The sequence below is a fragment of the Celeribacter persicus genome (genome assembly GCF_003050785.1).
In the GTDB taxonomy this organism is placed as follows: Bacteria; Pseudomonadota; Alphaproteobacteria; order Rhodobacterales; family Rhodobacteraceae; genus Celeribacter; species Celeribacter persicus.
The window spans coordinates 128,313-152,600 of the sequence record NZ_QAOH01000002.1; the positions used below are offsets into that span (position 1 = coordinate 128,313).

Sequence of the window (24,288 nt, forward strand, 5' to 3'; positions counted from 1 at the left end):
CAGCTTCCATTTCAGGTGAAAAGAGACCGGACCCGCGCGACGATGTCAGCGGATAATGCAGCAGCCAATAATGATGGTGGCACGGTTGGTCATGCGCCTCTTGTAACGCGAGTTTTCGTCCTTGCAAAGCCCTCTTGTCGGGTTCAGGTTGACCGCATGACACAGGATCCCATTCACGACGTGCCCGAGGGCATCGAACAGCTTCTCGAAATCATGCGCCGGCTGCGTGACCCGGAGGGCGGCTGTCCCTGGGATATCGAACAGGATTTCGCGACGATTTCTCCCTACACGATCGAAGAGGCCTACGAGGTCGACGACGCCATCGCGCGCGGCGATATGGAAGACCTGAAATCCGAATTGGGCGATCTTCTGTTCCAATCCGTATTTCAGGCACAGATCGCCGCCGACAAGGGCCTCTTCGACTTTCACGACGTCGCACAATCCATTGCCACCAAAATGATTTCCCGTCATCCGCATGTGTTCGGTGCCGAGAGCAATCAGAAATCGCCGGAGCAGCAGACGAAAGACTGGGAGGTCGAAAAGGCCAAGGAGCGCGCCCGACGCGGTGAACATCGGGTACTCGACGGGGTGGCTATGGGCCTGCCCGCCCTGATGCGGGCGCAGAAGCTGCAAAAACGTGCCGCGCGGGTGGGATTCGACTGGCCGGATACCTCGCATGTGTTGGACAAAATCCGCGAGGAGGCCGCTGAGCTGGAAGAGGCGCGTGACAGGCTCACCCAAGAGGAGGTGTTCGAGGAGTTTGGCGATCTTCTCTTCGTGGTGGTCAATCTCGGGCGACATCTTGGCGTCGATGCCGAAGAGGCCCTGCGCGCCTGCAACGCAAAATTCACTCGCCGTTTCAATGCGATCGAGGACCGTCTTACTGAGCTCGGCAAGACCCCGGCGGACAGCGATCTGGCCGAGATGGATGCGCTTTGGGATGCGATCAAGGCGGAGGAGAAGGCCGCGAAGCCTTCCGGCACCTCCTGACCTTCACAAAGAGCGGAAGTCTGACAAACTCCGATTGACCTGAGCGTTTTGCTCGGATTTAACGGGCGCAAACCGACGGAGACCCTCATGCAAAAGCCCCTCAGCTTCGCCCTGCCCCTCATGCTCGCCGCCGCCCCGGCACTTGCCGATGTGAACGTCTATTCCTATCGTCAGCCAGAGCTGATCCAGCCGCTGGTCGACGCCTTCACCGAGGAAACCGGCATTCAGGTCAACGTCGCCTTCCTCGAAAGCGGTCTGGTCGAGCGTCTCAAGGCCGAGGGCGACCGCTCCCCCGCCGACGTGATCCTGACCGTCGACATCGCGCGACTGACCGAGGCGGTAGATGCGGGCGTAACCCAGCCGCTGATCACCGAGACTCTGGAGAAGAACATCCCGGCGGAATTCCACGACCCGGAGGGGCAATGGTGGGGCATGACCACCCGCGCCCGCATCGTCTACGCTTCGAAAGACCGCGTGGCGCCGGGCGATGTGACCACTTACGAAGACCTTGCCGATCCGAAATGGAAGGGCCGCATCTGCACCCGCTCCGGCATGCACACCTACATGATCGCGCTGACCTCGGCCTACATCGCGCATCACGGCGAAGAGGAGGCGAAGGTCTGGCTTCAGGGCCTCAAGGACAATCTCGCCCGCCGTCCGCAAGGCGACGACCGTGCCCAGGTCAAGGCGATCTGGGCCGGGGAATGCGACATTTCGCTGGGCAACACCTATTACATGGGCGAAATGCTGGCCGATGAGGAACAGCGCGTCTGGGCCGACAGTGTGCGGCTCGATTTCCCCGTGTTCGATGTCGAAGGCGGCGGCACCCATGTGAACATCTCCGGCGTGGCACTCACCAAGGCCGCGAAGAACAAGGATGAAGCCGTTCAGTTCATTGAGTTTCTGTCCTCTCATGAGGCACAGGAAATCTATGCGGAAGCGAATTCCGAATACCCTGTGGTTCCCGGCACAGACCCGTCCGAACTGGTGGCAAGCTGGGGCAGTTTCACGCCGGACAACCTGAGCCTTCTTGAAATCGCCAACCAACGCGCCGCCGCGCTGCGCCTCACCGAAGAAGTGGATTATGATGGGTGAATTTCCGAACCTGACCTATGGTCAGGCAAACGCTCCGGTGGAGCGTTTGGGAAATTCACGGGCGGAGCCCCGGTTTATAAGCGTGTTCATCGCAACAGATATTCAGTGCCCGCCCACCAAAGGCCGAAAATGTGTCCAAGGTCGCTCATCGTGCTTGGTAACAGATTTCTGAGCGCTCGACCGCGCTCAGAACATTCCTTCAACATCCCTAAACTAGAAAATTCTCAACAATGTCACCAGTGTCACGTTCGTTATAAATCTTTTACCGAATATTCAAATCGAGCAGATTGACAGCCCCTGCTTCGCCCCCCATATGAGCCACACGGATTTCCCCCACGGGAAGTCATGAAAATTTATCCCGGCGATAAGCGGACCTTAACCTTTTGGGGCTTTCTTCTCTTCGGGAGACCGCATCGTATTCGAATATCGCAACCGCCAACGCAGACCCATCGTTATGTCCCGTCAGACGCCCCTCGCCGTGAAAGGCGCCACACCTGCCCTGACCATCCGCGCTGCGGAGGGCCGCGACGTCCCGCGTCTCATGGACATGATCAACGATCTGAAACCGCTGACGGAGGACAGGCTGAACCTTGATGAGGCCAGCGTGATCGACCTCATCCACGCGCCGAAACCCTGGGTTCGCCTGCTCGTTGCCGAGCAGGACGGCGAACTGATCGGCTATGCCGCACTGGTCGGCGGGCTGCAACTTAGCGCGCAGGATCGCGCCATGGAAATGCATCACATCTATGTCGAGCCCGCGCATCGCGGTCAGGGCATTGGGCGCGCTCTGTCGGACGCGGCTATGACGACGGCGCGTATGCTTGGCTGCGAAACCCTTACCGTCGCGATCTCCCGCACCAGCGCCATGGCCAAGGCCGCCTACCGCGCCTTCGGATTCGAGCGTCCGAGCCTGCGCGCGCCGCGCTATGTCATGCCGGTCTGAGGCAGCCCTCTCACGGGCATTTCCCTGTTGACACGGTCCCCGGTCTGCCGCACTTTCACGCCATGACACACGCAACCGCTATGACCGTTTTTTATTGGACCGAGCTGACATAGAGCGCGGTCCGACAGTCATGGAACATTGAAAGGCCGCCGCAGGGCGGTTTTTTTAATGGTTGAACTCCCCTGTGGCGGCACACAGGAGAGACAGATGACCCTCATGCAACCCATTCAGGCCAAGACACAGGCGACCAACCCCCTTCACATCCGCCCCGCCCGCTGGAGCGACAAGGACGCGCTTCTGGAAATGGTCCATGCGCTTGCGCATCATCATGGTGACGATCCAGAACTCGATCTGACGGCGCTCATCGACCTGCTGAACGCCGATCTGCCGTGGATTCGCATCCTCGTGGCCGAACGTGATAGTGCGCTTCTGGGCTATGCCGCGCTCGTCGCTGGTGTCCAGTTGCAGCATGGCAAAAAGGTCATGGACCTGCATCACCTGTTCATCCGCGATCACGCACGCGGAGAAGGTGTCGGGCGGCGTCTCATTGAGGCCAGCCGAAATCTTGCGGAAAGCCTTGGCTGCGTGCGCCTCACGGTATCGACCCAGGATCACAACACCCGGGCACAGGCCGTCTATCGCGCCTGCGGTTTCGCGTCCCACCCGTTCAGCGGGGCGCGATTTGCAATGGAACTGGCGTGAGCACAGCCGTCAGAGGGCGATCACATCGACCCTCTGACCTTTCACCGCAAGCCCGATCTCGCCCTTGCAGAGCCTCAGCGCATCGTCACCGAACACCTCGGCCCGCCAGCCCCTGAACACCGGCAGATCGCGCTCTCCTGCGGCGATCAGATCGAGATCGGCAGCGGAGGCGATCATCTTCGCGGCCACATCGAAGCGGTCGGATTTCGCCTTGAGCAACACCCGCAGCATATCGGCCAGCGCTGGGTTGACCTGAATCTTGTCGCGCGACTGGTCCAGTTTCGGCATCTCGGCAGCGGTATAATTCGACGCCTTTTCAATTGCCTGCAAAATGCCGTCGGCAATCTCGCCTTTGCGCGCCTCGCGCAGCAGAAGCCGCGAGCGCGACAGGTCCTGTGGGGTTTTCGGCTTCGTGGAGGCAAGTTCCAGAAGCGCGTCATCCTTGAACACCCGGTTGCGCGGGATGTCACGGCTCTGGGCGTAAAACTCGCGGAAGGCCGCCAGTTCCTTGACCGCGGCGAGGAATTTCCCGGAACTCGTACGGGTTTTCACCCGTTGCCAGGCCTCATCCGGCGCGATGACATAGGTCGCGGGCGTGGTCAGAACCTCAAGCTCTTCAGCCACCCATTTTTCCCGCCCCTGCCGGGCGATCTCCTTCGCAAGATACTCGTAAATCACCCGCAGATGCGTCACATCGGCCAGCGCATAATTTTCCTGCGCAGGCGTCAACGGGCGGCGCGACCAGTCGGTGAAACGCGAGGTCTTGTCGAGGCTTTGCTTGGCGATCTTGCGCACCAGAGTCTCGTAGCCCACCTGCTCGCCAAAGCCGCAGACCATGGCAGCGACCTGGGTGTCGAACAGCGGCTTGGGGATCACCCCGCCCTGAATGAAGAAAATTTCCAGATCCTGCCGCGCGGCGTGGAACACCTTGACCACATTCTCGTTGCGAAACAGCGCGTAAAGCGGCGCAAGATCGAGGCCCTTGACCAGCGGATCGAGCAACACCGCGTCCTCTTCGGCCTCACCCGGAAGCGCGAGCTGCACGAGGCAGAGTTTCGAATAATAGGTCCGTTCGCGGAGGAATTCGGTGTCGACCGTGACGTAAGGGCGATCCTTGGCGCGGTCACAGAAGGCCTGAAGACCTTCAGTCGTGGTGATGGTGATCATATGTTTTTCTTACCTGCGGCGCGGGGTCATCCCACCGGTTCGATCTTGATACGCAGGTTTTCGCCGAAAGAAAAGAACAAAGGGGGCGCAGGTCCGCAGCCCCCTTCGCAATTTGCGAATGTGCGCCCTCAGGTGATCGGCATCGTGCCTTTCGCCGCCATCATCAGTTCGACCACTTCGGGCGCGGTGATGATTTCATAAGCGGGGTCCATCTCTTCGGCGGTGAACCCGTTGTGGATCATGCAGGCGCCGCAAATGCCGATGCGCCCACCGGCGGCCCGGTAGTCCTTCACAAGATTGGCCACGGGCTCAAAAGGTTTACCGATGTCCATGCCTTCGGTGGCGCCGGGTTTCCCCAATTCCACACCTTCGACCATCAAGAGAACAATGGAGCTATGACCCATCTTCTGTGCATTCAGCGCCATGGTGAAGGCGACGGTCACCTTGCCGGGGTTGGAATGGCCATCGAAAACGGTGGCGACGAAATCAGCGGTTTTCATGAGATATCCTTTCGCGAAATGCGGGTCCCGAGGTGGGACTCACTTACATTCTATATCGCGAATGTATTTTTCCCGGCCCGAATTTCACCTTTGCAATCGTTCACGCCTGCGCGATATCCGATTTGATAACCGGGTTCAGAGGATCAGAGGTTCTGTTTCACCCTCAAGGAACCGCCTGAGCACCGCCGGATAAAGCCGATGCTCCTGCACCAGTACACGCGCGGCAAGGTCGTCCGGCGTATCGCCTGGCAGGATCGGCACTCGCGCCTGACCGAGTATCGGGCCATCATCGAGTTCGGCTGTCACCTCATGCACGGAACATCCGCCCTCCGCATCGCCCGCCTCGATCGCACGTTGATGGGTATGCAGCCCCTTGTATTTCGGCAGGAGCGACGGATGGATGTTAAGCATCCGTCCGGCATAATGCGTGATGAATTTCGGCGTCAGGATGCGCATGAAGCCAGCTAGCGCGATAGCATCCGGCGCATAGGCGTCGATCACGGAAATCAGTTCTTCTTCAAAAACTTCACGATCACCCTTGAAGCTACGATGATCCACCACGGCGGTCGGGATGCCCATATCGGCGGCCTTTTGCAGCCCGCCTGCCGTGGGCAGGTTCGACAGCACGAGACAGGGCCGTCCGGGATGATCCCCCACCATGGATTTCGCCAGCGACACCATGTTGGAGCCGCCGCCGGAAATCAGGATCGCAACCTTCTTGTGCAGGTCGCTCACTTGAGCTCACCCTCATAGGTCACGCCATTGCCAGTCGTGACCTGACCGATGCGGTACACCGTCTCGCCCTCGCCTTCGAGCAGCGCGGTGAGCGCTCCGGCCTGATCGGCGGCGCAAACCACCACCATACCGATCCCGGCGTTGTAGGTTTTCAGCAGCTCATGCTGGCTCAGCCCCGCCGTATCCACCAGCCAGCGGAACACCGGCGCCAGTGTCCAGCTCGTGAGGTCGATATCCGCGCCCATGCCGGTGGGCAGAACCCGCGGCAAGTTCTCGGTCAGACCACCGCCGGTGATATGCGCCAGCGCATGCACACCGCCCGCCCGGATCGCCTTGAGCACAGGCTTGACGTAAAGCCGCGTCGGCGTCAGAAGCTCTGCGCCCAGCGTATTGTCGGAGAAGGGCGCGATGTCGGACCATTTGAAGCTGGAAATCTCGACCGTCTTGCGCACCAGCGAATAACCGTTCGAATGCACCCCGTTGGAGGCAAGGCCCAGAAGCACGTCTCCTTCACGCACGCCCGCAGGCAGATCGGCACCGCGCTCCATCGCGCCCACGGCAAAACCCGCCAGATCGAAATCGCCGTCCTCATACATGCCCGGCATCTCGGCGGTCTCACCGCCGATCAGCGCACAGCCACTCTCGGCACAGCCCTGCGCAATGCCCTCGATCACCGCAGCGGCATTGTCGAGTTTGAGCTTGCCCGTGGCAAAATAGTCGAGGAAGAACAACGGCTCCGCCCCCTGACACACGAGATCGTTGACACACATGGCGACAAGGTCGATGCCCACGGTCGCCACGTTGTCCGTGTCGATCGCGATGCGCAGCTTGGTGCCCACCCCATCGGTCGCCGCCACGAGGATCGGGTCCTCATAGCCCGCCGCCTTGAGATCGAACAACGCGCCGAAGCCACCCAGACCGGCCATCACACCCGGACGCGCTGTCTTTTTCGCCGCCGGTTTGATCCGTTCGACAAGCTCATTACCCGCGTCGATATCGACACCCGCATCGGCGTAAGTGAGACCGTTCTTTCCCTGCGTCATGGCAAAGGCTCCCCGCGAAACTGACGTTTCGGCCCGTTTACGCGGTTTACCCCGGCTTGAAAAGGCCTGCGTGTGCCCCTTGACCCCGATCTCTCGCCACAATAATCAGAGCGTCAGGCGGGCCTGTAGCTCAATTGGTTAGAGCAGAGCGCTCATAACGCTTTGGTTGCGGGTTCGAGTCCTGCCGGGCCTACCAAATATCTTCCTGCCGAATACCTCAGCTTCCACCCTCCTGCGGCTCAGACTTTCTGTTGGGTTTCAAGGATTGCGCAGACCGGGCGAGACCTGAGGTTTGGCCGGGCTCAGCGCGCAAGCACCAGATCCGCTTTCAATCCTCCCAAGGTCTCGCTTTTACCCAGACGTAAAGTGCCCCCATGCCGCCGGGCGACGTCATGGGCGATGGCGAGCCCCAGCCCGACACCGGAGCCGCGATTCTGGTTGCGGGCGGCATCGAGGCGCACGAAAGGTTGCAGCGCGCGGTCCCGTGCCTCGGGCGCGATCCCTGGCCCGTCATCCTCGACCGAGATCACCGCGGCGCGTTCGAACAGAGTCAGGCTGAGCCGGGTCCGCGTGCCGTAGCGCCGCGCGTTGGACAGCAGATTGTCGAGCGCACGGGCCAGAGCGGCGGGACGTCCGGTCAGCACCACCTCACCTTCGGGCATTTCCACAGTCCCGATCACCGATCCCGCCCGTTCGGCACGGCTCACCGCATCGCTCAGAAGCGCCTTGAGATCGAGGCGCTTCGGCTCCTCTGTGGCATCGGCGCGGGCGAAATCGAGGAACGTGTCGATCAGCTTTTCCATCTCGTCGAGATCGGCCTGCATCGCCTTGATTTCCACCGCATCGTCCTCGGACACGTCCAGCATCGACAGCCCCAGCCGGATACGCGTCAGCGGGGTACGCAGGTCGTGCGAGACGCCCGAAAGCATCAGAGTACGCTGTTCGATCTGACGCTCGATCCGGGCGCGCATATTGAGAAAGGCCGCCCCGGCAGAACGGACTTCCAGCGCGCCAGCCGGACGATAGGGCCGATTTTCACCCCGCCCGAAGGCCTCGGCCGCGCGCGCAAGATGGCGAATCGGTCGCAATTGATTACGCAGGAAAATGAAGGCGATGAGGGTCATCAAGCCGCCGGTCAGGGCCGTCAGCACAAGAAGCTGATGCGGGTTCGTGGCCGAGGCACGCCGACGCGGCAGCTCGATCGTCAGGCGCCCGACCCCGGTGAGGATCGACACCTGTACCAGCCGCGTGTCACTGGCGACGTCGACCCCCTCGACCCCGTCGAGCCCGTCTTTCAGATCGGCGGCGATGACCCGTCCCGAGATGTCATACCAGAACCGGTTGTCGGTCACCGGGGCGGGATCGCCGAAGCGCGAGATGAACCGGAGCCGGTCGTCCAGCTCGCTCAGCACCGGCAGAATCTGATCTTCGGGCACGCTCTCGATGGCGGCGACATAGAGACCGATTTCGGCCACCACCCCTTGCGTCAATTGCCGGGTGACATCCTGAAAATAGCGCTGGGTAAAGGCGACCGTCACGACGATCTGGATCACCACGACCGGCACCAGCAGGATCAGCGCAGCCCGACCATAGAGCCCGCGTGGCAGATATCTTTTGAGCCAGTCGAAGAACATGGGCTATTGGTAGCCTTGCAAGACCCCTGATGGAAAGAGAAATCGCGTGTCGACCCGCCCCGAAACGATCACCGAGCTGACCCCCGGCCTCCTGCGCATTCTGGCGCCGAACCCCTCGCCGATGACCTGGTGGGGTACGAACACCTATGTGCTTGGCGAGGGAACCGAACGCGTGCTGATCGACCCAGGTCCCGATCTGCCTGCGCATCGCGACGCGGTCCTCTCCGCCCTGCCCTGCGGGACGCGGATCAGCCACATCCTCGTCACCCATGCGCATCTCGACCATTCGGGCGGCGCACGCGCCCTCGCGGACGCCACAGATGCACCGATTCTGGCCTTTGGCGATGCGCTCGCCGGGCGCAGCCCCCATATGGCCGCGCTCGCAGAGACGCTCGGCGGTGGCGAAGGGGTGGACAAGACCTTCAGTCCCGACATCGCCCTGCCCCATGCCGCCGTGCTCGACACGCCCGCAGGTCCGATCGAAGCGCTTCACACCCCCGGCCATATGGGCAATCACCTGTGTTTTGCCTGGCGCGGCGCGGTGTTTTCCGGCGATCTGATCATGGGCTGGTCCTCTTCGCTGATCTCCCCGCCCGACGGCGATGCCAGCGCCTTCCGCGACAGCTGCACCCTGTTGCTGAACAGTGCCCCCGCCCGGCTCCACCCCGGCCACGGCGACCCTGTCGAAGCCCCTCTGGAGCGGATCCATTTTCTGCTGTCGCACCGCGCCGAACGGGAAACCCAGATCCTTTCAGCCCTCGCACAGGGGCCCATGGACCTGTTTTCCCTCACCCGCACCGTCTACACCGATCTGCCCGAAACCCACCTGCCCGCCGCAGCGCGCAACACGCTCGCCCACCTCATCGACCTGAGCCGCCAAAACCGCCTGAAAGCCACCCCGGAAATCGGCGTAAGTGCCGTGTTTTCAGTGCCTTGAGAGGAAAAGGAGCAAAAATGCATTTTTTGTCACAAAACCCTCTTGCACCCCCGAAACCACATAGCTATACACCGCCCCATGTTCCGGCGTAGCTCAGCGGTAGAGCAGTTGACTGTTAATCAATTGGTCGTAGGTTCGATCCCTACCGCCGGAGCCATAAAAAGCCCTTAAGTCTCTGACTTGAGGGCTTTTTTGGTAGTCAAAACTCGTGTTTCACCTTTTGCTCTCAGGTTCATTGAACCCGACTGGCATCTATCGACAAAACATAAAGTATCTCGCCGACACTACTGCTCAACGTCACTTCCTCCGTGTCGTCGATCACAAAAAGCGTGGTTTCGCCGATGAACTTTCCATAGATGTAAAGCATTTTCGGAGACTTGATCTCGATATCGGCCACTTCGGAATGGGCCAGAAAACCGTCTCGGCCAGAATGTCGAGCTTGATCAGTTTTCCCTGCCCCGCAAACAGGTTGATCGTCCGGTTCCGGATTTCCATCAGGGTTTGCTCCTGCACGGCGCCAACCGCAAGTGAAAACAAGACCATAATGAGAAAAGGCCGCAGAATCGGGAGCGTTCTTTCCGTAAAATCAGGACGGTCTTCTGGTGCCATAATCAATCTGTCGCGCTTAAGGGAACGGAGACGATAGCCGCCTGTGTGGCTGTCGTGAGATCGTCAATGTCGGTTTCTGTGACCACATCATCGCCTGGGAGTTGTTCCTCCGCAGCAAACACATCCACCCGGCTTTTCGCACCGCGCACGATGGACGCGCTGCGGTTGGCCACCTGTGGCAATGGTTCTGGCTTCGCCGTCTGACCGGAAATCTGGGTGGCAAAAATCGGCGAGTCCTCTGCGTTCACCGGACCGTCCGCTTCGTTTTCCTCGCCCAAAACCAACATGATGTCGCCCATCTGTTGCGCCAGAGCCAGAACCTTTGCCCCGTCCGGTGTCAATTCGAAGGTCACGATTTTCGGCGGTGTTTTCGGTTCCGCCTGAGCGTCTTCCGCCGGGGGCTGCGTGGTTTGATCCGTCGCGATGATGCGGACATTGCGCAGCACGGTGCGGACCGCCAGATGCCCTTCGCCGTCTTGTAGGACAAAAGGATATCGACCCGGTCGCCAAGGTCGAGCAACCCGGCCACCGCCGTTTCCGCCTTGATCGGCAAGGCAATCGCCCGCATCCCCTCCGAAAGGTTCAGCCGGTTCCGCGTCGGGTCGGAGTCCTGTGCAACAACCGGGGCCGCGAGATCTGAGGCCACAAAGGGCGTGCCCCCCGGAATGGTCCGGGACGCGATCATCTCCGCCAACGCGACGTGACAAGAATGCGCGTCGTCTGTGCCGTGACGCTGGCTACTTGGAGCGTGGGCTGTGTAGTGAGTTGGTCTTTCGGACGAAACACCCCCAACACCACAGCACCGGCCACCACAGCCGACGTGGCCAAAACCAAGGTCGCGCACCCGGAAAAACCGAAGCGTGAAAACATGGTTATTCGATGGCTGTTGCCCCGTCTTCTTTGCGCGCAAAGCGACGCATAAGGCTTTTCGCATTTTGAATGAATTTCATGGTGTATTCCCCCAAAGATTTGCCTCACGCCACCCACACCTACGTGAGATCAAGCATTTCGCGATACATTCGATCTAAAGTTGCCTTCACAGCGGATATATATTCTTTAGAGAAAACGATGAGACAGCAGGCAGTATAAAAATCTATAAATTTATGGGTAAGTGTATAATATTGTTTAATATTTACAAAAAACACATAAATATTGCTCAGATCAAAGGTGATCATCCGGTGATTCTGAGCAATGCGGGCGAACCAGCCCTCTCTCTTCATCACCGCCATCCCAGTAATCCGATTTAGGCCCCTCTGAAAACCAGCCGGGCTGTCCAGCCTCTGTGCTTCCTGGAAGAACACCCCGCGCCCACCTTATCTCTCGAAACGGCGCATTCTCGCCCTGTCATTCTGTGACCAAAGCTCCGGTCAATTTCACGCAGTCCTTCCAGCGGTTTTCCATCGTCTCCAACGGTTATGCGGGTCGCAACAAAAACGATATTATTCGATACCCAAACCTTTCTCGACTTGTGGTGCCGCAGCGCACAGTCTTGCGGGAAGGCAGATGTCTCGAACGGGTTCAAACCCGTCGGCAGGGGCCAAACGCACAACACAAGGCGCGCCACGATGACCGCGCTAGGCCCGGACCCGGGGAGGGGTTCGGACACACAGGGAGGAAATATCATGAAAACCACCATCCTGGCGGCCCTCGGGTTCGCCACAGCTCTCAGCATGCCCGCGTCTGCGGAGGAGATCAAAGTCGGGCTCTTGCTGCCCTACTCCGGCGTCTATGCCGCGCTTAGCAATGACATCGAAGCCGGTTTCGAGTTGGCACTTGAGGAATACGGGGCCGAGACCGAGGCCACCTTTGCCCTCCTGCGCGAGGACACAGAAGTGAAGCCGCCGGTCGCGCTCGCCAAGGCCAAGAAGCTCATCCTTCAGGACAAGGTCGATGTCATGGCGGGTATCGTCAGTTCCGGTGTTCTAGGCGCGGTGCGCGATCTCGTCCATGGCGCGGGCGTGCCGCTGATTGTCGCCAACGCGGGCAATGACGAAGCCACCGGGGCGCAATGCTCGCCCTTTATCACCCGCATGTCGTTTTCCAACGGTCAGGTGAACCGCCCGATGGGGCCGTGGATGGTCGAGCAAGGCATCACCAAGGTCTTCACGCTGGCCCCCGACTATGCCGCAGGCCGTCAGATGATCGACAGCTTCACCGAGACCTTCACAGCCGCGGGCGGCGAAATCGTCGGGCAAGAGTTCACCCCCTTCCAGAAGACGCAGGATTTCGGACCGTTCCTCGCCAAGGCCAAGGCCAGCGGCGCGCAGGCGGTCTATGTGTTCTACGCGGGCGGAGAGGCGATTTCTTTCGTCAAGCAGTACGACAGCTTTGGCCTCAAAGCCGATCTGCCGCTCTACGGCTCCGGCTTCCTGACCTCCTCACTTTATGTGAATGCCGAAGGCCCCGCCGCCGAGGGCGTAATCACCGCACTTCACTATGTACCAACCATCGACAATCCGGAAAACGCCGCCTTCGTCACCGCCTTCGAGGCCAAAACCGGTCGCATTCCCTCGGAATACGCGGTGCAGGGCTTTGACGCCGCCCGCGCCCTGATCGAGGCCACCAAGACGGGTGCCACGGATCGCGAAAGCCTCGCCAATGCCCTGCGTCAGGTGCATTTCGAAGGCCCGCGCGGCACGCTATCGATCGACCCGGCCACGAACAACATCGTTCAGCCGATCTATGTCTATGAGACCATCGCGGGCGAAGGCGGCCTGACCCAGAAGGTTCTGGCCGAGCTGCCCGCCACCGCCGATCCGCTCAACGGCTGTACCATGGCGCCCGTCTCGAACTGAGCCCGTCTCCAACGGACCTCCCTGCCCGGTCGGCCCACTGCGTCACCGGCCGGGCCTTTGTCAAAGGACCTCTGTCATGCCTCTCGACCCCGGCTTTTGGGCGTTGCAGGCGCTGAACGCGCTTCAACTCTCCATGCTCCTGTTCCTCCTTTCCATTGGCCTCACCGTGATTTTCGGACTGATGCATTTCGTCAACCTTGCCCATGGTTCGCTCTATGCTCTGGGGGCCTATGTCGCCGCCGCACTCGCCACCGTGGGTGGGTACTGGACCGGGTTCTTTCTCGCCCCCGTTGCAGTCGCGGGCATGGGTATTCTGCTCTACAGCGGGTTGATCCGGCGGATGCGCAAGAGCGGACCGATGGCACAAGTGCTCGTGACCTTCGGGCTGATCTTTGCCCTTCTGGATCTCACCCGGATCATCTGGGGCGACATCGCACTTGCCATCGAGGTACCCTCGCTGCTCGCGGGCCGCGTGTCGCTTTTCGGCATCGACTACCCGGTCTATCGTCTCTTCATCATCGCGCTGGGTTTTGCGATTTTCGCGGCCCTTGCGCTGGTGCTTAAACGCACCCAGATCGGCGCGATGATCCGCGCGGGCGTCGACAATGACGCCATGGCCGCCTGTCTCGGCATCAATGTCGAACGCCTGTTCTTCATCGTCTTCTGTGTCGGTTGCGCGCTTGCGGGCCTTGCGGGGGCAGTTGCAGCACCGCTGCTGAGCGTTACCCCGGACATGGGGCTTCAGATCCTGATCCCAACGCTCATCGTCATCGTCATCGGCGGGCTTGGCTCTCTGCAAGGCGCCATCGCAGGCTCACTCATATTCGGCTTTGTCCAGACCTTCGGCGCGGTATTGGCCCCACAGCTCGCCTCTGTTCTCATCTACGCGCTCCTCGCGGCGGTCCTCGTGATCCGTCCCATGGGCCTCTTCCCGGCGAAAGGCTGATCCGATGTTTCAACACACCGCTTTACGCTACACCGCCCTCATCCTTCTGGCCGTGGGCGCCTTCACGCAGGCCGTCACCGCTGGCTATTTCGGCCTCGAAATCCTGACCGAAATCCTGCTTCTGGCCATGCTGGTCCTCGCCCTCGACATGGTCGCTGGCTTTGGTGGCATGGTGTCGCTCTGCCACGGCGCGCTGATGGGTGTCGGCGCTTACGCCTACGCAATCCTCACCACAAAAGCGGGCATCGCACCGCCCGTGGCACTCGGCGGGGCAATCGCCATCACCGGAGCCGCTGCCTGGGTGATCGGCGCGATCGGCGCGCGCTCCCACGGCATCTATTTCATCATGGCAACGCTCGCCTTCGGGCAAATGGCCTATTCTTATGTGTTCGAGGCACCCTTCTTCGGCGGTGACGACGGCATGGGCGGCATTCCCCGGATCGACCTGTCGCTTCTGGGCATTGACCTCAATGACAGCCGCAGCTTCGCGCTGTTCTGCCTCGTCCTTCTGGGCGCGACCTACGGGGCCGCCGTGCTGATCCTGCGCTCCGGTCTGGGTCGGTCTCTCACCGGCGTCATGCACAACGAACAGCGTATGCGTGCGTTGGGCCTCACCGTCTGGCGGGTAAAGGCCGATGTCTTTGGCCTTTCCGGCATGATCGCAGGGTTTGCGGGCGCGCTGTCGGCCCAGCACGTCATGTATATCTCCCCCGGCCTTCTGGGCTGGACCGTCTCCGGCGAGGCTTTGGTCGTCGTCATTCTAGGCGGGCTTGGCACGCTGGTGGGTCCGATGATCGGGGCAGCCGCCTTCGTCATCCTGAAACATGAGGTCAGCAACGTGACCAGCTACTGGCACCTCGTCGTCGGCGTCCTGCTGATCGCCGTCGTGATGAGCCGTGCCAACGGGATTTTCGGCTGGATCGAAGCCCGCTGGGGCGCGCGACTGGAGCGCCGCCTCTCCGACCTGACCCGCAAAACCGACGCAGAGGAGATCACCACCGATGCTTGAGACCCGCAACCTCGACAAAAGCTTTGGCGCCGTTCACGTCACCCGGAATGTCTCGCTGAAACTCGAACGCGGCGAACGCCGTGTCATCCTCGGCCCCAATGGTGCGGGCAAAACCACCTTATTCAACCTTCTGGTGGGCGAACTGACCCCCAACAGCGGCTCGGTGCTTTTGGCGGGCGAAGACGTCACAGCGCTTCCGGTCGCCAAACGCGCCCGCAGGGGCCTGTCGCGCAGCTATCAGAAAAACACGCTGTTCGACGGGCTGACGGTCGAGGAAAACCTCGGCCTTGCCGCCGCGATCCACACCGGCGCGGGGACACGGCTCTGGGGCGACAGCCTCGCCACGCCTGAGGTCCGAGAGATCGTTGCGGAGGTCGCCGAACAGGTGCGCCTCATGCCTTATCTGCACGCAAAAGTCTCCGAGGTGAGCTATGGTGTGCGGCGACAGTTCGAGGTGGGCGTTGCTCTGGCCACCCGGCCCCTCGTGTTGCTGATGGACGAACCGACAAGCGGCGTGGGGCCGGAAATGGCCAAGGGGTTTCACGATCTGCTCAATGACCTGCCGCGCGATCTGACGCTTTTGATCATCGAGCATGACATGGATCTGGCCTTTGACGTCGCCGACACGATCACCGTGTTGAACTACGGCGAGGTGGTGTTCGACGGGCTGCCCGAAGAGGCGCGCGGCTCGACACTTTTGAAAGAGATTTATCTGGGGAGCTGGGAAGATGCTTGATCTCACATCCGTCGCCTCTGGCTATGGCGAAACGCAGGTGTTGCACGGGCTGTCCTTGCGCGCCGAACAGGGCCGGGTTCTGGCCGTTCTGGGCCGCAACGGCGCGGGGAAATCCACCACGCTCAAGACCATCATGGGGCTTTTACCCACCCGTGACGGCACGATCACATTGGACGGCCAGCCGATGGGCAAGACGCCCTATGACATCGCCCGCATGGGTATCGCCTATGTGCCGGAAACCCGCGATATCTTCCCATCCTTGAGCGTGCGCGAAAACCTTGAGATCACCGCGAGACGCTTTGGTGACAAGGACAGCCCATGGACCATGGCCCGCGTGCTCGATCTCTTCCCGCGCTTGGGCGAGCGTATGGACAATGGCGGCACGCAGTTGTCTGGCGGCGAACAGCAGATGCTCGCCATCGCCCGCGCGCTTTTGATGAACCCGCGGCTTCTGATCCTCGATGAACCGACCGAAGGGCTCGCCCCGATCATCGTCAAGCTGATCCACGACAAGCTCATGGACCTGAAACGCGAAGGCCTGTCGATGATCCTCGTCGAACAGAATTTCGGTTTCGCCACCTCGCTCGCCGACGATGTGGTCGTCGTCAGCAAGGGACAGGTGGTCTGGACCGGCAGCGCCGACGCGATCCGCGCAGACGAAGACGCCCAACACAAATGGCTGGGTGTGTAAGGCGATGGGTGGCGCGTCAGCCAGCCTTGCGCGCCACCATCTGTGCGATGCGTTTGAAATTGCAGACATGTACCCCCTGCTCGTCGATCCGCGCATTCAGCGCCAGTGTCGTCACCCCGAGCGGTTTGCGGATGGTCCGGAACCGCACACCATTGCGCTGGGCTGTGCCGACCGAAGCTGGCACGATGCAAATCCCCTCGCCGATGGCCACCAGGCTGAGCGCGGTCTGGATGTCCATCGTCCAGACCCGGCGCGAGGTGTCGAGTCCCTGCGCCTCGCAACAGTCGAGCACCAGATCGGCATAGCTCGGGCGCGGGTATTCCGGGTAGAGAATGTAATTCGGCCGATCCAGCGTCGCCAGATCGACACTGCGTCCACCGCTGTCGAGCGTGTCGGGCACCGCCACGATCAGGTCCTCTTCCGTCAGATTGCGTGTGGCAATGTCATTGTCGACAAGCGCCGGGCGGGTGAAGGCGATGTCGATCTCGCGCGTCACCAGCGCCCGGTGCAATTTGGCATTGTTCATCGGAATAAGGCTCAGATTCACATCCGGATAGGTCGCACGGTAGGATTTCAGGATATTGGGCAAGATGCCGAAGGTGGCCGAGCCGACGAACCCCACGCGCAGCCGCCCCTCCGCCCCCTGCCCGAGCCGCTTGACCTCAAGCCTGGTGTCGTTGAGTTGCTCCATGATCGACTGGGCGCGCTCCAGAAGCCGCTCCCCCGCCTGCGTCAGGCTGGTCGCATTGCGGCAACGGTTGATCAGAACCGCCCCAAGGCTCTCTTCGAGCAGCTTGATCTGACGGCTGAGCGGCGGTTGCGCCATGTCGAGCCGTTCCGCCGCACGTCCGAAATGCAGTTCCTCGGCGACGGCAATGAAATAGGTGAGTTGCTTGAAGTTCATGCGGGCCTCCCTCCCGGTGAACGTATCTGGCAACCGGCCCATCGGGCCGGTGAGGATGTCATGGGACGGCAAAACCCCCGCCTCCGGTCGCCCGGAAGCAGGAAAAATCCGCGTGCCCTGCGCGCCTAGCCGGTATCGCCACCCGCCACCACAAGGGTAGAGGCCGTGATATACCCCGCCTCTTCCGAGGCCAGAAACAGGATCGGCGCGACCTGTTCCTCAATCGTGCCGTAGCGCTTCATCATCGTGGAACCGACGACCTGATCGACCGCTTCGGCCATCCAGGCTTTCTCGGCCTCATTGTCACCATCCGCATTGCGCGGCACCCGGCGTGGTGGGGCTTCGGTCCCCCCCGGCGCGGTGGCAACGACACGGATGTTTTCTTCTGCAAGCTCCATGGCAAGTGAGGCGGTCAGTGCGTTCACGCCTCCCTTCGCCGCCGAGTATGGCACCCGGTGGATACCGCGCGTGGCGTTCGAGGAGACGTTGACAATCACCCCTCCGCCACGGCTCCGCAAAGCGGGCAGCACCGCGTGACAGACCCAGAGCGTCGGCATCAGCGAGCGTTGGATTTCCGCCGCGATCTGATCCGGTTCGAACGCCCCGTAAGGCCGCATACGGATCGCACCGCCGACACAGGTGATCAGGATGTCGATACCGCCAAAGGCCTCTTGCGCCGCATTCATTACGGCCATGGCCCCTTCATAGGTCTCAAGATCGGCCACCACGGAGGTGGCGCGCCCCGGCCCAGAAGCGGCAATCTCCCCGGCCACCTCGGAAACGAACTCCGCCCGGTCGGCCAGCACCACATCCGCTCCCTCGGCACAGGCCCGGGCGGCAACGCCCCGACCGATGCCTTGAGCCGCGCCCGTGATGACCATGACCTTGCCCGCGAACCGTTCGGGACAGATCATGCCGACGCCTCCGCCTCGTTCGGGGTGAATTTCTCGTAATGGAAACTGGCGGGCACCACGCCCTTGTCCTTGAGAAATCCGCGCACCGCCTCGACCATCGGCGGCGGGCCGCAGAGGTAGAGGTCGATCTCGCCCGCGTTGAGCTGCGCGTCACTCAGATGCTGCGTGACATAGCCCTTGAGCGGATGCGCGCTGGCCGCGTCCGCCACGGTCGCCGCCCATGTCAGGTTCGGCAGACGGGCCGCCAGGGCCTCGATCCGATCAGTTTCCACCAGATCGGTGTCCGTGGTCACACCATAGATCAGATGCACCGGCGTGTCGGTCTCGCCCTTCGCGGCCATGACCTCCAGCATCGACAGCATGGGCGCAAGCCCCGTGCCGCCCGCCAGCATCACCACGGGCCGCTTGCGTTCACGCAGGAAGAAACTGCCGAACGACCCGGTGAACTCCAGCGTATCGCAGGGTTTCGCCACCTCGGTCAGGTAACGGCTCATCACGCCTCCGGGCACGTTGCGAATGAGGAACATTGCCTCATCCGCCCCCGGTGCGGAGCTGAAGGAATAGGAGCGCGTCACACCCAGCCCCGGTACGGCGATATTGACGTACTGACCCGGCAGGAAGTCGAGCGCTTCCGGGTTCGGCAGCGTCACCCCCAGCACGATCGTGCTGGGAGAGACCTGTTCAAGCGTGGTGATCTCACCGGAAAAGACCGACGGACCGAGTTTGCAACTCGAAGACGGCACCGGCACGGAGATCACGCAATCCCCTTCCGGCACCATCTGGCACGACAGCACCAGCCCTTCGGCGGCCTCTTCTTCCGACAAGGCCTCCTCAAGATAGTCGTCGCCGAGGTCGTAATCGCCTTCCTCGCAGCGGCATTTGCAGGTGCCACAGACTCCGTCGGAGCAATCCACCGGCAGGTTGACCTTTTGCCGATAGGCCGCATCCATCACGGTCTCCATCGGGTTGCAGTCGATCACACGAGTTACCCCGTCCTCGAAATTGAGGGCAATGCGATAGCTCATCCTGCCCTCCTCAGACGTGGTAGACGTCGATGACCTGATGGATGTAGTCATCCTTCAGCACCACCTTCTTGGCCGTGATCTTCGGCGCGTCACCCGACAGATCAAGCGTGTAGAACGAAGTGCCGAAAAAGCTCATTGTGGTCTGGTAGCGGTGGCTGAGCGTGTGCCAGTTGAAGCGCAGATCGAGGTCCTGTTCGCGCCGCTCCACAATCTCGATATTCGTGATCATGTGACAGGTACGCGGCTCCGGCATGGTCGCCCCGGAGCGCTCGGTCTTGATGCGGAACACGCGATCCTCAAGCCCCTGGCGGTTCGGATAGTAGATCAGCGAGACCTGAGACTGCGGGTCCTCGACAAGCTGATCGTCATCGTCCCATGTCGGCATCCAGAACGTGGCCTCGGGCGCATAGCATTCCAGCCACTCATCCCATTCGCGGTCATCGAGAAGGCGTGCTTCGCGATAGAGAAAGGCGGCGATCTGTTCCAGATCGGATTTCACGAACGCGTTCATGCCATCACCTCCTCACCGGCGGAGACCGGAGTTTGCGCGGCTTCCTTGTCGAGCGCCTCAAGCAGCAGTTCGGACCAGTATTCATGCTGGCGCACGAAGAGACCTTCGTCCTCGGAGCGCTCGGCACTCAGGATCGGAGTCATCCCCATGGCTTTGGCGTTGTCATCCGGCCCGTCGATCCAGCGCGTTGCGCCGCGGCTCAGATCGTTCCACACCCCGTCGGCGGCGGCATAAGCCGTCTGGCAGGCGCGGAACTCTTCGAGATCGTCAGGCGTGCCCATGCCGGAGACATTGAAGAAATCCTCATACTGGCGCAGGCGCGTCGCACGCTCTTCCGGGGCCTCGCCCACCGGAGCGAAACAGTAGATGGTGATTTCCGTCTTATCGACGCTGATCGGGCGCACCACGCGGATTTGCGTCGAGAACTGGTCCATCAGATAGACATTCGGATAAAGCGCGAGGTTGCGGGTCTGGCTGACGATGAACTCGGTCTTGTCCTTGCCGAGACGCGCTTCCAGTTCTTCTTTATGGTTCCAGATCGGGCGCACCTCGGGGTTCAGCGTCCGGGTCCACAGAAGGATATGCCCGCGCTCGAACCCGTAGACCCCGCCCACGCTTTTCGACCAGCCGTTCGCATCAACCGCCTTGGTGCCTTCTTCCTTGCGGTGGCCCATGGTGGCGGCGTAGTTCCAATGCACGGAGCTGACGTGATAACCGTCCGCGCCGTTCTCCATCTGAAGCTTCCAGTTGCCATCGAAGGTATAGCTCGAATTGCCGCGCAGCACTTCGAGACCGTTCGGGGCCTGATCGACGATCTGGTCGATGATCACTTTCGTCTCGCCCAGATGCTCATCGAGCGTCGGCACATCGGCGTTCAGGCTACCGAAGAGAAAGCCCTTGTAGCTCTCGAACCTGGCGACATGTTTGAGGTTGTGCGCGCCGTCCTTGTTGAAGCCTTCCGGATAGCCGCCGGTCTTGCCGTCCTTCACCTTCAACAGTTTGCCGGTGTTCGAAAACGTCCAGCCGTGGAACTGGCAGGTGAAGCTCGATTTCGTGCCGTGCTTGCGGCGGCAGAGCATTGCGCCCCGGTGCGCACAGGCGTTGATCACCGCGTGCAGCTCACCCTCTTTGTCGCGGGTGATGACGATCGGCACCCGACCGATCCAGGTGGTAAAATAGTCGTTCGGCTCCGGAATCTGGCTTTCATGCGCCAGATAAACCCAGCCATTCTCGAAGATGTGCTTCATCTCCAGATCGAAAATCTGTTCGTCGGTAAAAATGTCCCGGCGGCAGCGGTGGATGCCGTTTTCGTCTTCCTCGACAGCGCCCGCAATGCGGTCTTTGAGCGTATTGGTCATGCGTGCTCCTCCATTTTGGCTGACCTGTGCCCTGATGACACGGCCTTTGCTTTCTCGTTCGGATCGGCAGGAAGAGGTTCCCGGTCGCACGTCCCTCTGACGGGAGCATGCAAAAATCCGGCCCCCGAAAAGGGGGAGAAGAGGCTCAGTCATGCCTCTTGAGACCTTTATGGTATCAACTGATACCTCCCTGTCGGCCGCTCCTCCAGCCGCCGCATCCAAACAAGATTGGACCACTGTGCGGTGCATGGTCTAGAAAATCCAAGACCAAGTTCATCTGTTTCTATACTGGGAGGGTATAGTATGGAGATGCGCCAGCTCCGCTACTTCGTGGCGGTCGCCAGCGAGCGGAATTTTTCCCGCGCCGCCGAGAAACTGCACATGGCCCAGCCGCCGCTCAGCCGCCAGATTCAGATGCTGGAGGCGGAAATGGGCACCGAGTTGATTGACCGCACGGTGCGGCCTCTGAAACTCACCGCGCCGGGGCGGCTCTTTCTCAAACAGGCGGAGCAAATTCTGGCCCATGCCGAAGCCGCAAAGAAGATGATCGAGCGCTCAGCCCATTCCGGCAAGCAAAGCGTCGTCTTCGGCTTTGTCGCCTCGACCATGTACGGGCGGTTTCCAGCACTCATTCGCGGTTTTCGCAAGGTGGCGCAGGATGTGGAGATCAACCTGATCGAAATGAGCAGCCTTGAACAAATCCCGGCCCTGAAAGAGGGTCGGATCGACGCGGGATTCGGCACGCAACGCTTCGAGGACCCCGCGATCACCCGTGTGCTCTTGCGCGAGGAGGACATGCTGGTCGCCATGCCCGAAACCCATCCGCTGGCGCAGGAAAACGGCCCTCTGCCCCTGTCGCGCATCGCTCAGGAGCCGCAGATCCTCTACCCGAGCCTGCCGCGCCCGAGCTTTGCCGATCAGGTGCTCGCGGTGTTCCACGATCACGGCATCTCCCCCAACATCGCTCATGAGGCGCGCGAATTGCACATCGCCATCGGCCTCGTGGCAGCGGAGGAAGGCATTGCCATGGTACCCGAAGCGGTTCGGCGCTCGCGCATGGACGGGCTGTGCTTTCGCCCCATCGTGGAAAACCCCACCTCCCCGATCTTTATGAGCTTTCGACGTGACGACAACTCGCGCCCGATCCGCCAGATGATGGAGGTGATCTGCGATATGTATCCCGGCTGGGGCTATGCCAAGCCGGAGGGGCTGCGCAAGGAGTTGGAGAAACGCGACGCACTCAGCCGGGCGTGAAACTTACCCGCCGACCGCCCCGATGTCGGAAGAGGCGACGGAGACCGTCTTGACGATGGCATGGACTGCGACGCCGGTAGCCAGTTCAAGCGCCTGCGCCGAGCGCAAGGTGATCCGCGCCAGCACCCGCCCCGCGCCTGTGTCGATGGCCACGATCACCGCGCCCTCCCCCCTGTGCACCTGATGCACCACGCCCGACAGGATGTTGAGTGCCGACAGCCCCTCGGGTCGGCTGCGCGACAGGATCACGTCATGGGCCGCGATGCGCACCCGCACCCTGTGCCCCGGCCCCTGTGCGATCTGCGGCAGGAACAGCGGCTCACCGCCCGCGTCCAACTCCGTCAGCCCGTCGGCGTGATGCGTTTTTACCGTGACGGTCAGCACCGCCCCCGCTTCCCGCGCGCCCATCGGCAGCACATCCGGATCGCCCAGAATCTCCGCCGCCGCCCCCTGCCGCACCACCTTACCGTCCTCCATCACGACGACGGTGGTGGCGAGGCGTGCCACTTCGCTGGCGGAATGACTGACATAGAGGATCGGCAGGTCCACCTCGTCCCGGAGCCGCTCGAAATAGGGCAGAATCTCCGCCTTTCGGGTCTCATCGAGCGCCGACAAAGGTTCATCGGCAAGGATCAGCCTCGGCGCGGACAAAAGCGCTCGCCCGATGGCCACCCGTTGTTTCTCTCCGCCCGACAGCGCACCGGGACGCCGTTCCAGCAAGGGTCCGATGCCCAAAAGCTCGACCACCCGCCCCATATCCTCGCGCGGGGCATCTTTGGGCGCAAACCACGCACCGTATTTCAGGTTCTGTTTCACGCTCAGATGCGGGAAAAGCCGCGCTTCCTGAAAGATATAGCCCAGCCGCCGCCGATGCGGTTTGAGCCGCACGCCTCGCCCGGTATCCAGAAGCATCCAATCCCCCACCGCGATCCGGCCCCGGTCGGGCATGAGAAGCCCCGCCACCGCGTTGATCACCGTGGTTTTGCCCGAACCCGATGCCCCGAACAGCACGGTCAGCCCCGGCGGCGCCTCAAACTGGGCATCCAGCGTAAAGCCAGAAAACGCGTGGTGCAGATCGACCGACAGCATCACTTGCCCCCCACCCGATCCGCCACGCGCCGGGCGAGGATTTCCGAGATCAGTAGCGCCGCCATGGCAACGGTGACCGAAACCAGCACCAGTTTCAACGCCGAGCTTTCCCCGCCCGGCACCTGTAAAAAGGCATAGATCGCCGAGGGGATGGTGCGGGTCTGGCCGGGGATGTTTGAGACGAAAGTGATGGTCGCACCGAACTCCCCCATGGCCTTGGCAAAGGCCAGAATAGCCCCTGCCACGATGCCCGGCAGCGTCATCGGCAGGGTCACGGTCAGAAACACCCAAAGCGGTGAGGCCCCCAAAGTGGCCCCTGCCTGTTCGAGTTTTACATCCACCGCCTCGATCGACAGCCGGATCGCCCGGACCATGAGCGGAAAGGCCATGACCCCGGCGGCGAGCGCCGCACCGGTCCAGCGAAAGGCAAACACGATCCCGATCTCATTCAGCAATCCGCCGACAGGCCCTTTCACCCCGAAGGTCAGAAGCAGCATATAACCCGTGACCACAGGCGGCAGGATCAGCGGCAAATGCACGATACCGTTCAGGAGTTGCTTGCCCGGAAAGGACCAGCGCGCCAGAGCATATGCCGTGAAAATGCCCAGAGGCAGACTCGCCGCCACGGCCCAGAAGGCCACGCGCAGAGACAGGGCCACCGCCGCCCATTCCTCCGGTCCCAACCAGTCCAGCAAAAGCGT

The 24,288-nt window shown here is 61.4% G+C and carries 27 protein-coding genes and 2 tRNA genes; 13 read left to right on the forward strand and 16 right to left on the reverse strand.

The genetic code is table 11. The annotated features are described in order from the left end of the window. Positions 1-156: 156 nt before the first annotated feature. From mazG to C8N42_RS03640, 4 genes are all read left to right on the forward strand, one after another. Positions 157-990: a nucleoside triphosphate pyrophosphohydrolase gene (mazG, locus tag C8N42_RS03625; RefSeq protein ID WP_107815186.1), complete on the forward strand. Its 834-nt coding sequence runs from the start codon at positions 157-159 to the stop codon at positions 988-990. An 87-nt stretch (positions 991-1,077) separates the two neighbouring features. After that, a complete protein-coding gene (locus C8N42_RS03630) occupies positions 1,078-2,085 on the forward strand; it encodes a Fe(3+) ABC transporter substrate-binding protein (RefSeq protein WP_107815187.1) in 1,008 nt (335 codons plus the stop codon). Between the two features lie 454 nt (positions 2,086-2,539). Further along, a complete protein-coding gene (locus C8N42_RS03635; protein WP_107815188.1) occupies positions 2,540-3,028 on the forward strand; it encodes a GNAT family N-acetyltransferase in 489 nt (162 codons plus the stop codon). Positions 3,029-3,235: 207 nt separating this feature from the next. Continuing rightward, positions 3,236-3,730 (forward strand): GNAT family N-acetyltransferase, encoded by a 495-nt coding sequence (locus tag C8N42_RS03640; RefSeq protein WP_170109183.1) that lies wholly within the window; start codon positions 3,236-3,238, stop codon positions 3,728-3,730. Positions 3,731-3,739: 9 nt separating this feature from the next. Here the strand turns inward: C8N42_RS03640 and rnd are convergent, their stop codons facing one another. The 4 genes from rnd to purM form a co-directional block, all read right to left on the reverse strand. Then, positions 3,740-4,897 (reverse strand): ribonuclease D, encoded by a 1,158-nt coding sequence (gene rnd / locus C8N42_RS03645; protein WP_107815190.1) that lies wholly within the window; start codon positions 4,895-4,897, stop codon positions 3,740-3,742. Between the two features lie 128 nt (positions 4,898-5,025). Further along, positions 5,026-5,397, reverse strand: coding sequence for a DsrE family protein (locus C8N42_RS03650; protein ID WP_107815191.1), 372 nt, complete (start codon positions 5,395-5,397; stop codon positions 5,026-5,028). 135 nt (positions 5,398-5,532) lie between these two features. Continuing rightward, the gene (purN, locus tag C8N42_RS03655) at positions 5,533-6,132 is read right to left on the reverse strand and encodes a phosphoribosylglycinamide formyltransferase (protein ID WP_107815192.1); all 600 of its coding nucleotides are present in this window, start codon (positions 6,130-6,132) and stop codon (positions 5,533-5,535) included. After that, positions 6,129-7,175, reverse strand: a complete 1,047-nt coding sequence (gene purM, locus C8N42_RS03660) for a phosphoribosylformylglycinamidine cyclo-ligase (RefSeq protein ID WP_107815193.1) — start codon at positions 7,173-7,175, stop codon at positions 6,129-6,131. Before purM ends, purN begins: the two co-directional genes overlap by 4 nt. Before the next feature lie 119 nt (positions 7,176-7,294). Between purM and C8N42_RS03665 the strand changes: the two genes are divergently transcribed. After that, positions 7,295-7,371, forward strand: a tRNA-Ile gene (locus C8N42_RS03665). Between the two features lie 106 nt (positions 7,372-7,477). On the opposite strand, the gene C8N42_RS03670 is transcribed toward C8N42_RS03665, so the two are convergent. Then, the gene (locus C8N42_RS03670; RefSeq protein ID WP_107815194.1) at positions 7,478-8,809 is read right to left on the reverse strand and encodes an ATP-binding protein; all 1,332 of its coding nucleotides are present in this window, start codon (positions 8,807-8,809) and stop codon (positions 7,478-7,480) included. A gap of 46 nt (positions 8,810-8,855) precedes the next feature. On the opposite strand from C8N42_RS03670, the gene C8N42_RS03675 reads away from it, so the two are divergent. Then, positions 8,856-9,746, forward strand: a complete 891-nt coding sequence (locus C8N42_RS03675) for an MBL fold metallo-hydrolase (protein WP_245889954.1) — start codon at positions 8,856-8,858, stop codon at positions 9,744-9,746. An 82-nt stretch (positions 9,747-9,828) separates the two neighbouring features. Further along, positions 9,829-9,903 (forward strand) — tRNA-Asn (locus tag C8N42_RS03680). 75 nt (positions 9,904-9,978) lie between these two features. Here the strand turns inward: C8N42_RS03680 and C8N42_RS22150 are convergent. From C8N42_RS22150 to C8N42_RS22155, 4 genes are read right to left on the reverse strand one after another with little or no spacing between them, the layout of a single operon-like run. Continuing rightward, complete coding sequence (locus tag C8N42_RS22150; protein ID WP_425430512.1) at positions 9,979-10,113, reverse strand: hypothetical protein; 135 nt, start codon at positions 10,111-10,113, stop codon at positions 9,979-9,981. Further along, on the reverse strand, positions 10,065-10,355 hold the full coding sequence (locus C8N42_RS21525; protein ID WP_170109177.1) for a hypothetical protein: 291 nt from the start codon (positions 10,353-10,355) through the stop codon (positions 10,065-10,067). The genes C8N42_RS22150 and C8N42_RS21525 overlap by 49 nt, the downstream gene beginning before the upstream one ends. 2 nt (positions 10,356-10,357) lie before the next feature. Beyond that, positions 10,358-10,816, reverse strand: a complete 459-nt coding sequence (locus tag C8N42_RS21530; protein WP_425430513.1) for an RcpC/CpaB family pilus assembly protein — start codon at positions 10,814-10,816, stop codon at positions 10,358-10,360. Further along, positions 10,705-11,289 (reverse strand): RcpC/CpaB family pilus assembly protein, encoded by a 585-nt coding sequence (locus C8N42_RS22155; RefSeq protein WP_425430511.1) that lies wholly within the window; start codon positions 11,287-11,289, stop codon positions 10,705-10,707. Before C8N42_RS22155 ends, C8N42_RS21530 begins: the two co-directional genes overlap by 112 nt. Positions 11,290-11,977: 688 nt before the next feature. Between C8N42_RS22155 and C8N42_RS03705 the strand changes: the two genes are divergently transcribed. From C8N42_RS03705 to C8N42_RS03725, 5 genes are all read left to right on the forward strand, one after another. Further along, entirely contained in the window at positions 11,978-13,150 is a 1,173-nt protein-coding gene (locus C8N42_RS03705; protein ID WP_107815198.1) for an ABC transporter substrate-binding protein, read from the forward strand. Between the two features lie 76 nt (positions 13,151-13,226). Beyond that, positions 13,227-14,096, forward strand: coding sequence for a branched-chain amino acid ABC transporter permease (locus C8N42_RS03710; RefSeq protein ID WP_107815199.1), 870 nt, complete (start codon positions 13,227-13,229; stop codon positions 14,094-14,096). Positions 14,097-14,100: 4 nt separating this feature from the next. Then, positions 14,101-15,105, forward strand: a complete 1,005-nt coding sequence (locus tag C8N42_RS03715; RefSeq protein ID WP_107815200.1) for a branched-chain amino acid ABC transporter permease — start codon at positions 14,101-14,103, stop codon at positions 15,103-15,105. Next, entirely contained in the window at positions 15,098-15,841 is a 744-nt protein-coding gene (locus C8N42_RS03720) for an ABC transporter ATP-binding protein (RefSeq protein WP_107815201.1), read from the forward strand. The genes C8N42_RS03715 and C8N42_RS03720 overlap by 8 nt, the downstream gene beginning before the upstream one ends. Beyond that, the gene (locus C8N42_RS03725) at positions 15,834-16,532 is read left to right on the forward strand and encodes an ABC transporter ATP-binding protein (RefSeq protein ID WP_107815202.1); all 699 of its coding nucleotides are present in this window, start codon (positions 15,834-15,836) and stop codon (positions 16,530-16,532) included. Before C8N42_RS03720 ends, C8N42_RS03725 begins: the two co-directional genes overlap by 8 nt. Before the next feature lie 16 nt (positions 16,533-16,548). Here the strand turns inward: C8N42_RS03725 and C8N42_RS03730 are convergent, their stop codons facing one another. The 5 genes from C8N42_RS03730 to C8N42_RS03750 all read right to left on the reverse strand — a co-directional run bounded on the left by C8N42_RS03730 (position 16,549) and on the right by C8N42_RS03750 (position 21,244). Beyond that, positions 16,549-17,436 carry a LysR family transcriptional regulator gene (locus C8N42_RS03730; RefSeq protein ID WP_107815203.1) on the reverse strand — a complete coding sequence of 296 codons (888 nt, stop codon included), beginning with the start codon at positions 17,434-17,436 and terminating at the stop codon, positions 16,549-16,551. A 125-nt stretch (positions 17,437-17,561) separates the two neighbouring features. Further along, entirely contained in the window at positions 17,562-18,350 is a 789-nt protein-coding gene (benD, locus tag C8N42_RS03735) for a benzoate diol dehydrogenase BenD (protein ID WP_107815204.1), read from the reverse strand. Beyond that, entirely contained in the window at positions 18,347-19,375 is a 1,029-nt protein-coding gene (gene benC / locus C8N42_RS03740; RefSeq protein ID WP_107815205.1) for a benzoate 1,2-dioxygenase electron transfer component BenC, read from the reverse strand. Before benC ends, benD begins: the two co-directional genes overlap by 4 nt. Positions 19,376-19,385: 10 nt before the next feature. Further along, complete coding sequence (benB, locus tag C8N42_RS03745) at positions 19,386-19,886, reverse strand: benzoate 1,2-dioxygenase small subunit (RefSeq protein ID WP_107815206.1); 501 nt, start codon at positions 19,884-19,886, stop codon at positions 19,386-19,388. After that, positions 19,883-21,244, reverse strand: coding sequence for a Rieske 2Fe-2S domain-containing protein (locus C8N42_RS03750; protein ID WP_107815207.1), 1,362 nt, complete (start codon positions 21,242-21,244; stop codon positions 19,883-19,885). The genes benB and C8N42_RS03750 overlap by 4 nt, the downstream gene beginning before the upstream one ends. A gap of 303 nt (positions 21,245-21,547) precedes the next feature. Here C8N42_RS03750 and C8N42_RS03755 point away from each other — a divergent pair, with 303 nt between their 5' ends. Then, complete coding sequence (locus C8N42_RS03755) at positions 21,548-22,498, forward strand: LysR family transcriptional regulator (protein ID WP_107815208.1); 951 nt, start codon at positions 21,548-21,550, stop codon at positions 22,496-22,498. A 3-nt stretch (positions 22,499-22,501) separates the two neighbouring features. Here the strand turns inward: C8N42_RS03755 and modC are convergent, their stop codons facing one another. Both modC and modB read right to left on the reverse strand, forming a co-directional pair. Then, the gene (gene modC / locus C8N42_RS03760) at positions 22,502-23,587 is read right to left on the reverse strand and encodes a molybdenum ABC transporter ATP-binding protein (RefSeq protein WP_107815209.1); all 1,086 of its coding nucleotides are present in this window, start codon (positions 23,585-23,587) and stop codon (positions 22,502-22,504) included. Then, a complete protein-coding gene (gene modB / locus C8N42_RS03765) occupies positions 23,587-24,279 on the reverse strand; it encodes a molybdate ABC transporter permease subunit (RefSeq protein ID WP_107815378.1) in 693 nt (230 codons plus the stop codon). Before modB ends, modC begins: the two co-directional genes overlap by 1 nt. Between the last annotated feature and the right edge of the window lie 9 nt (positions 24,280-24,288).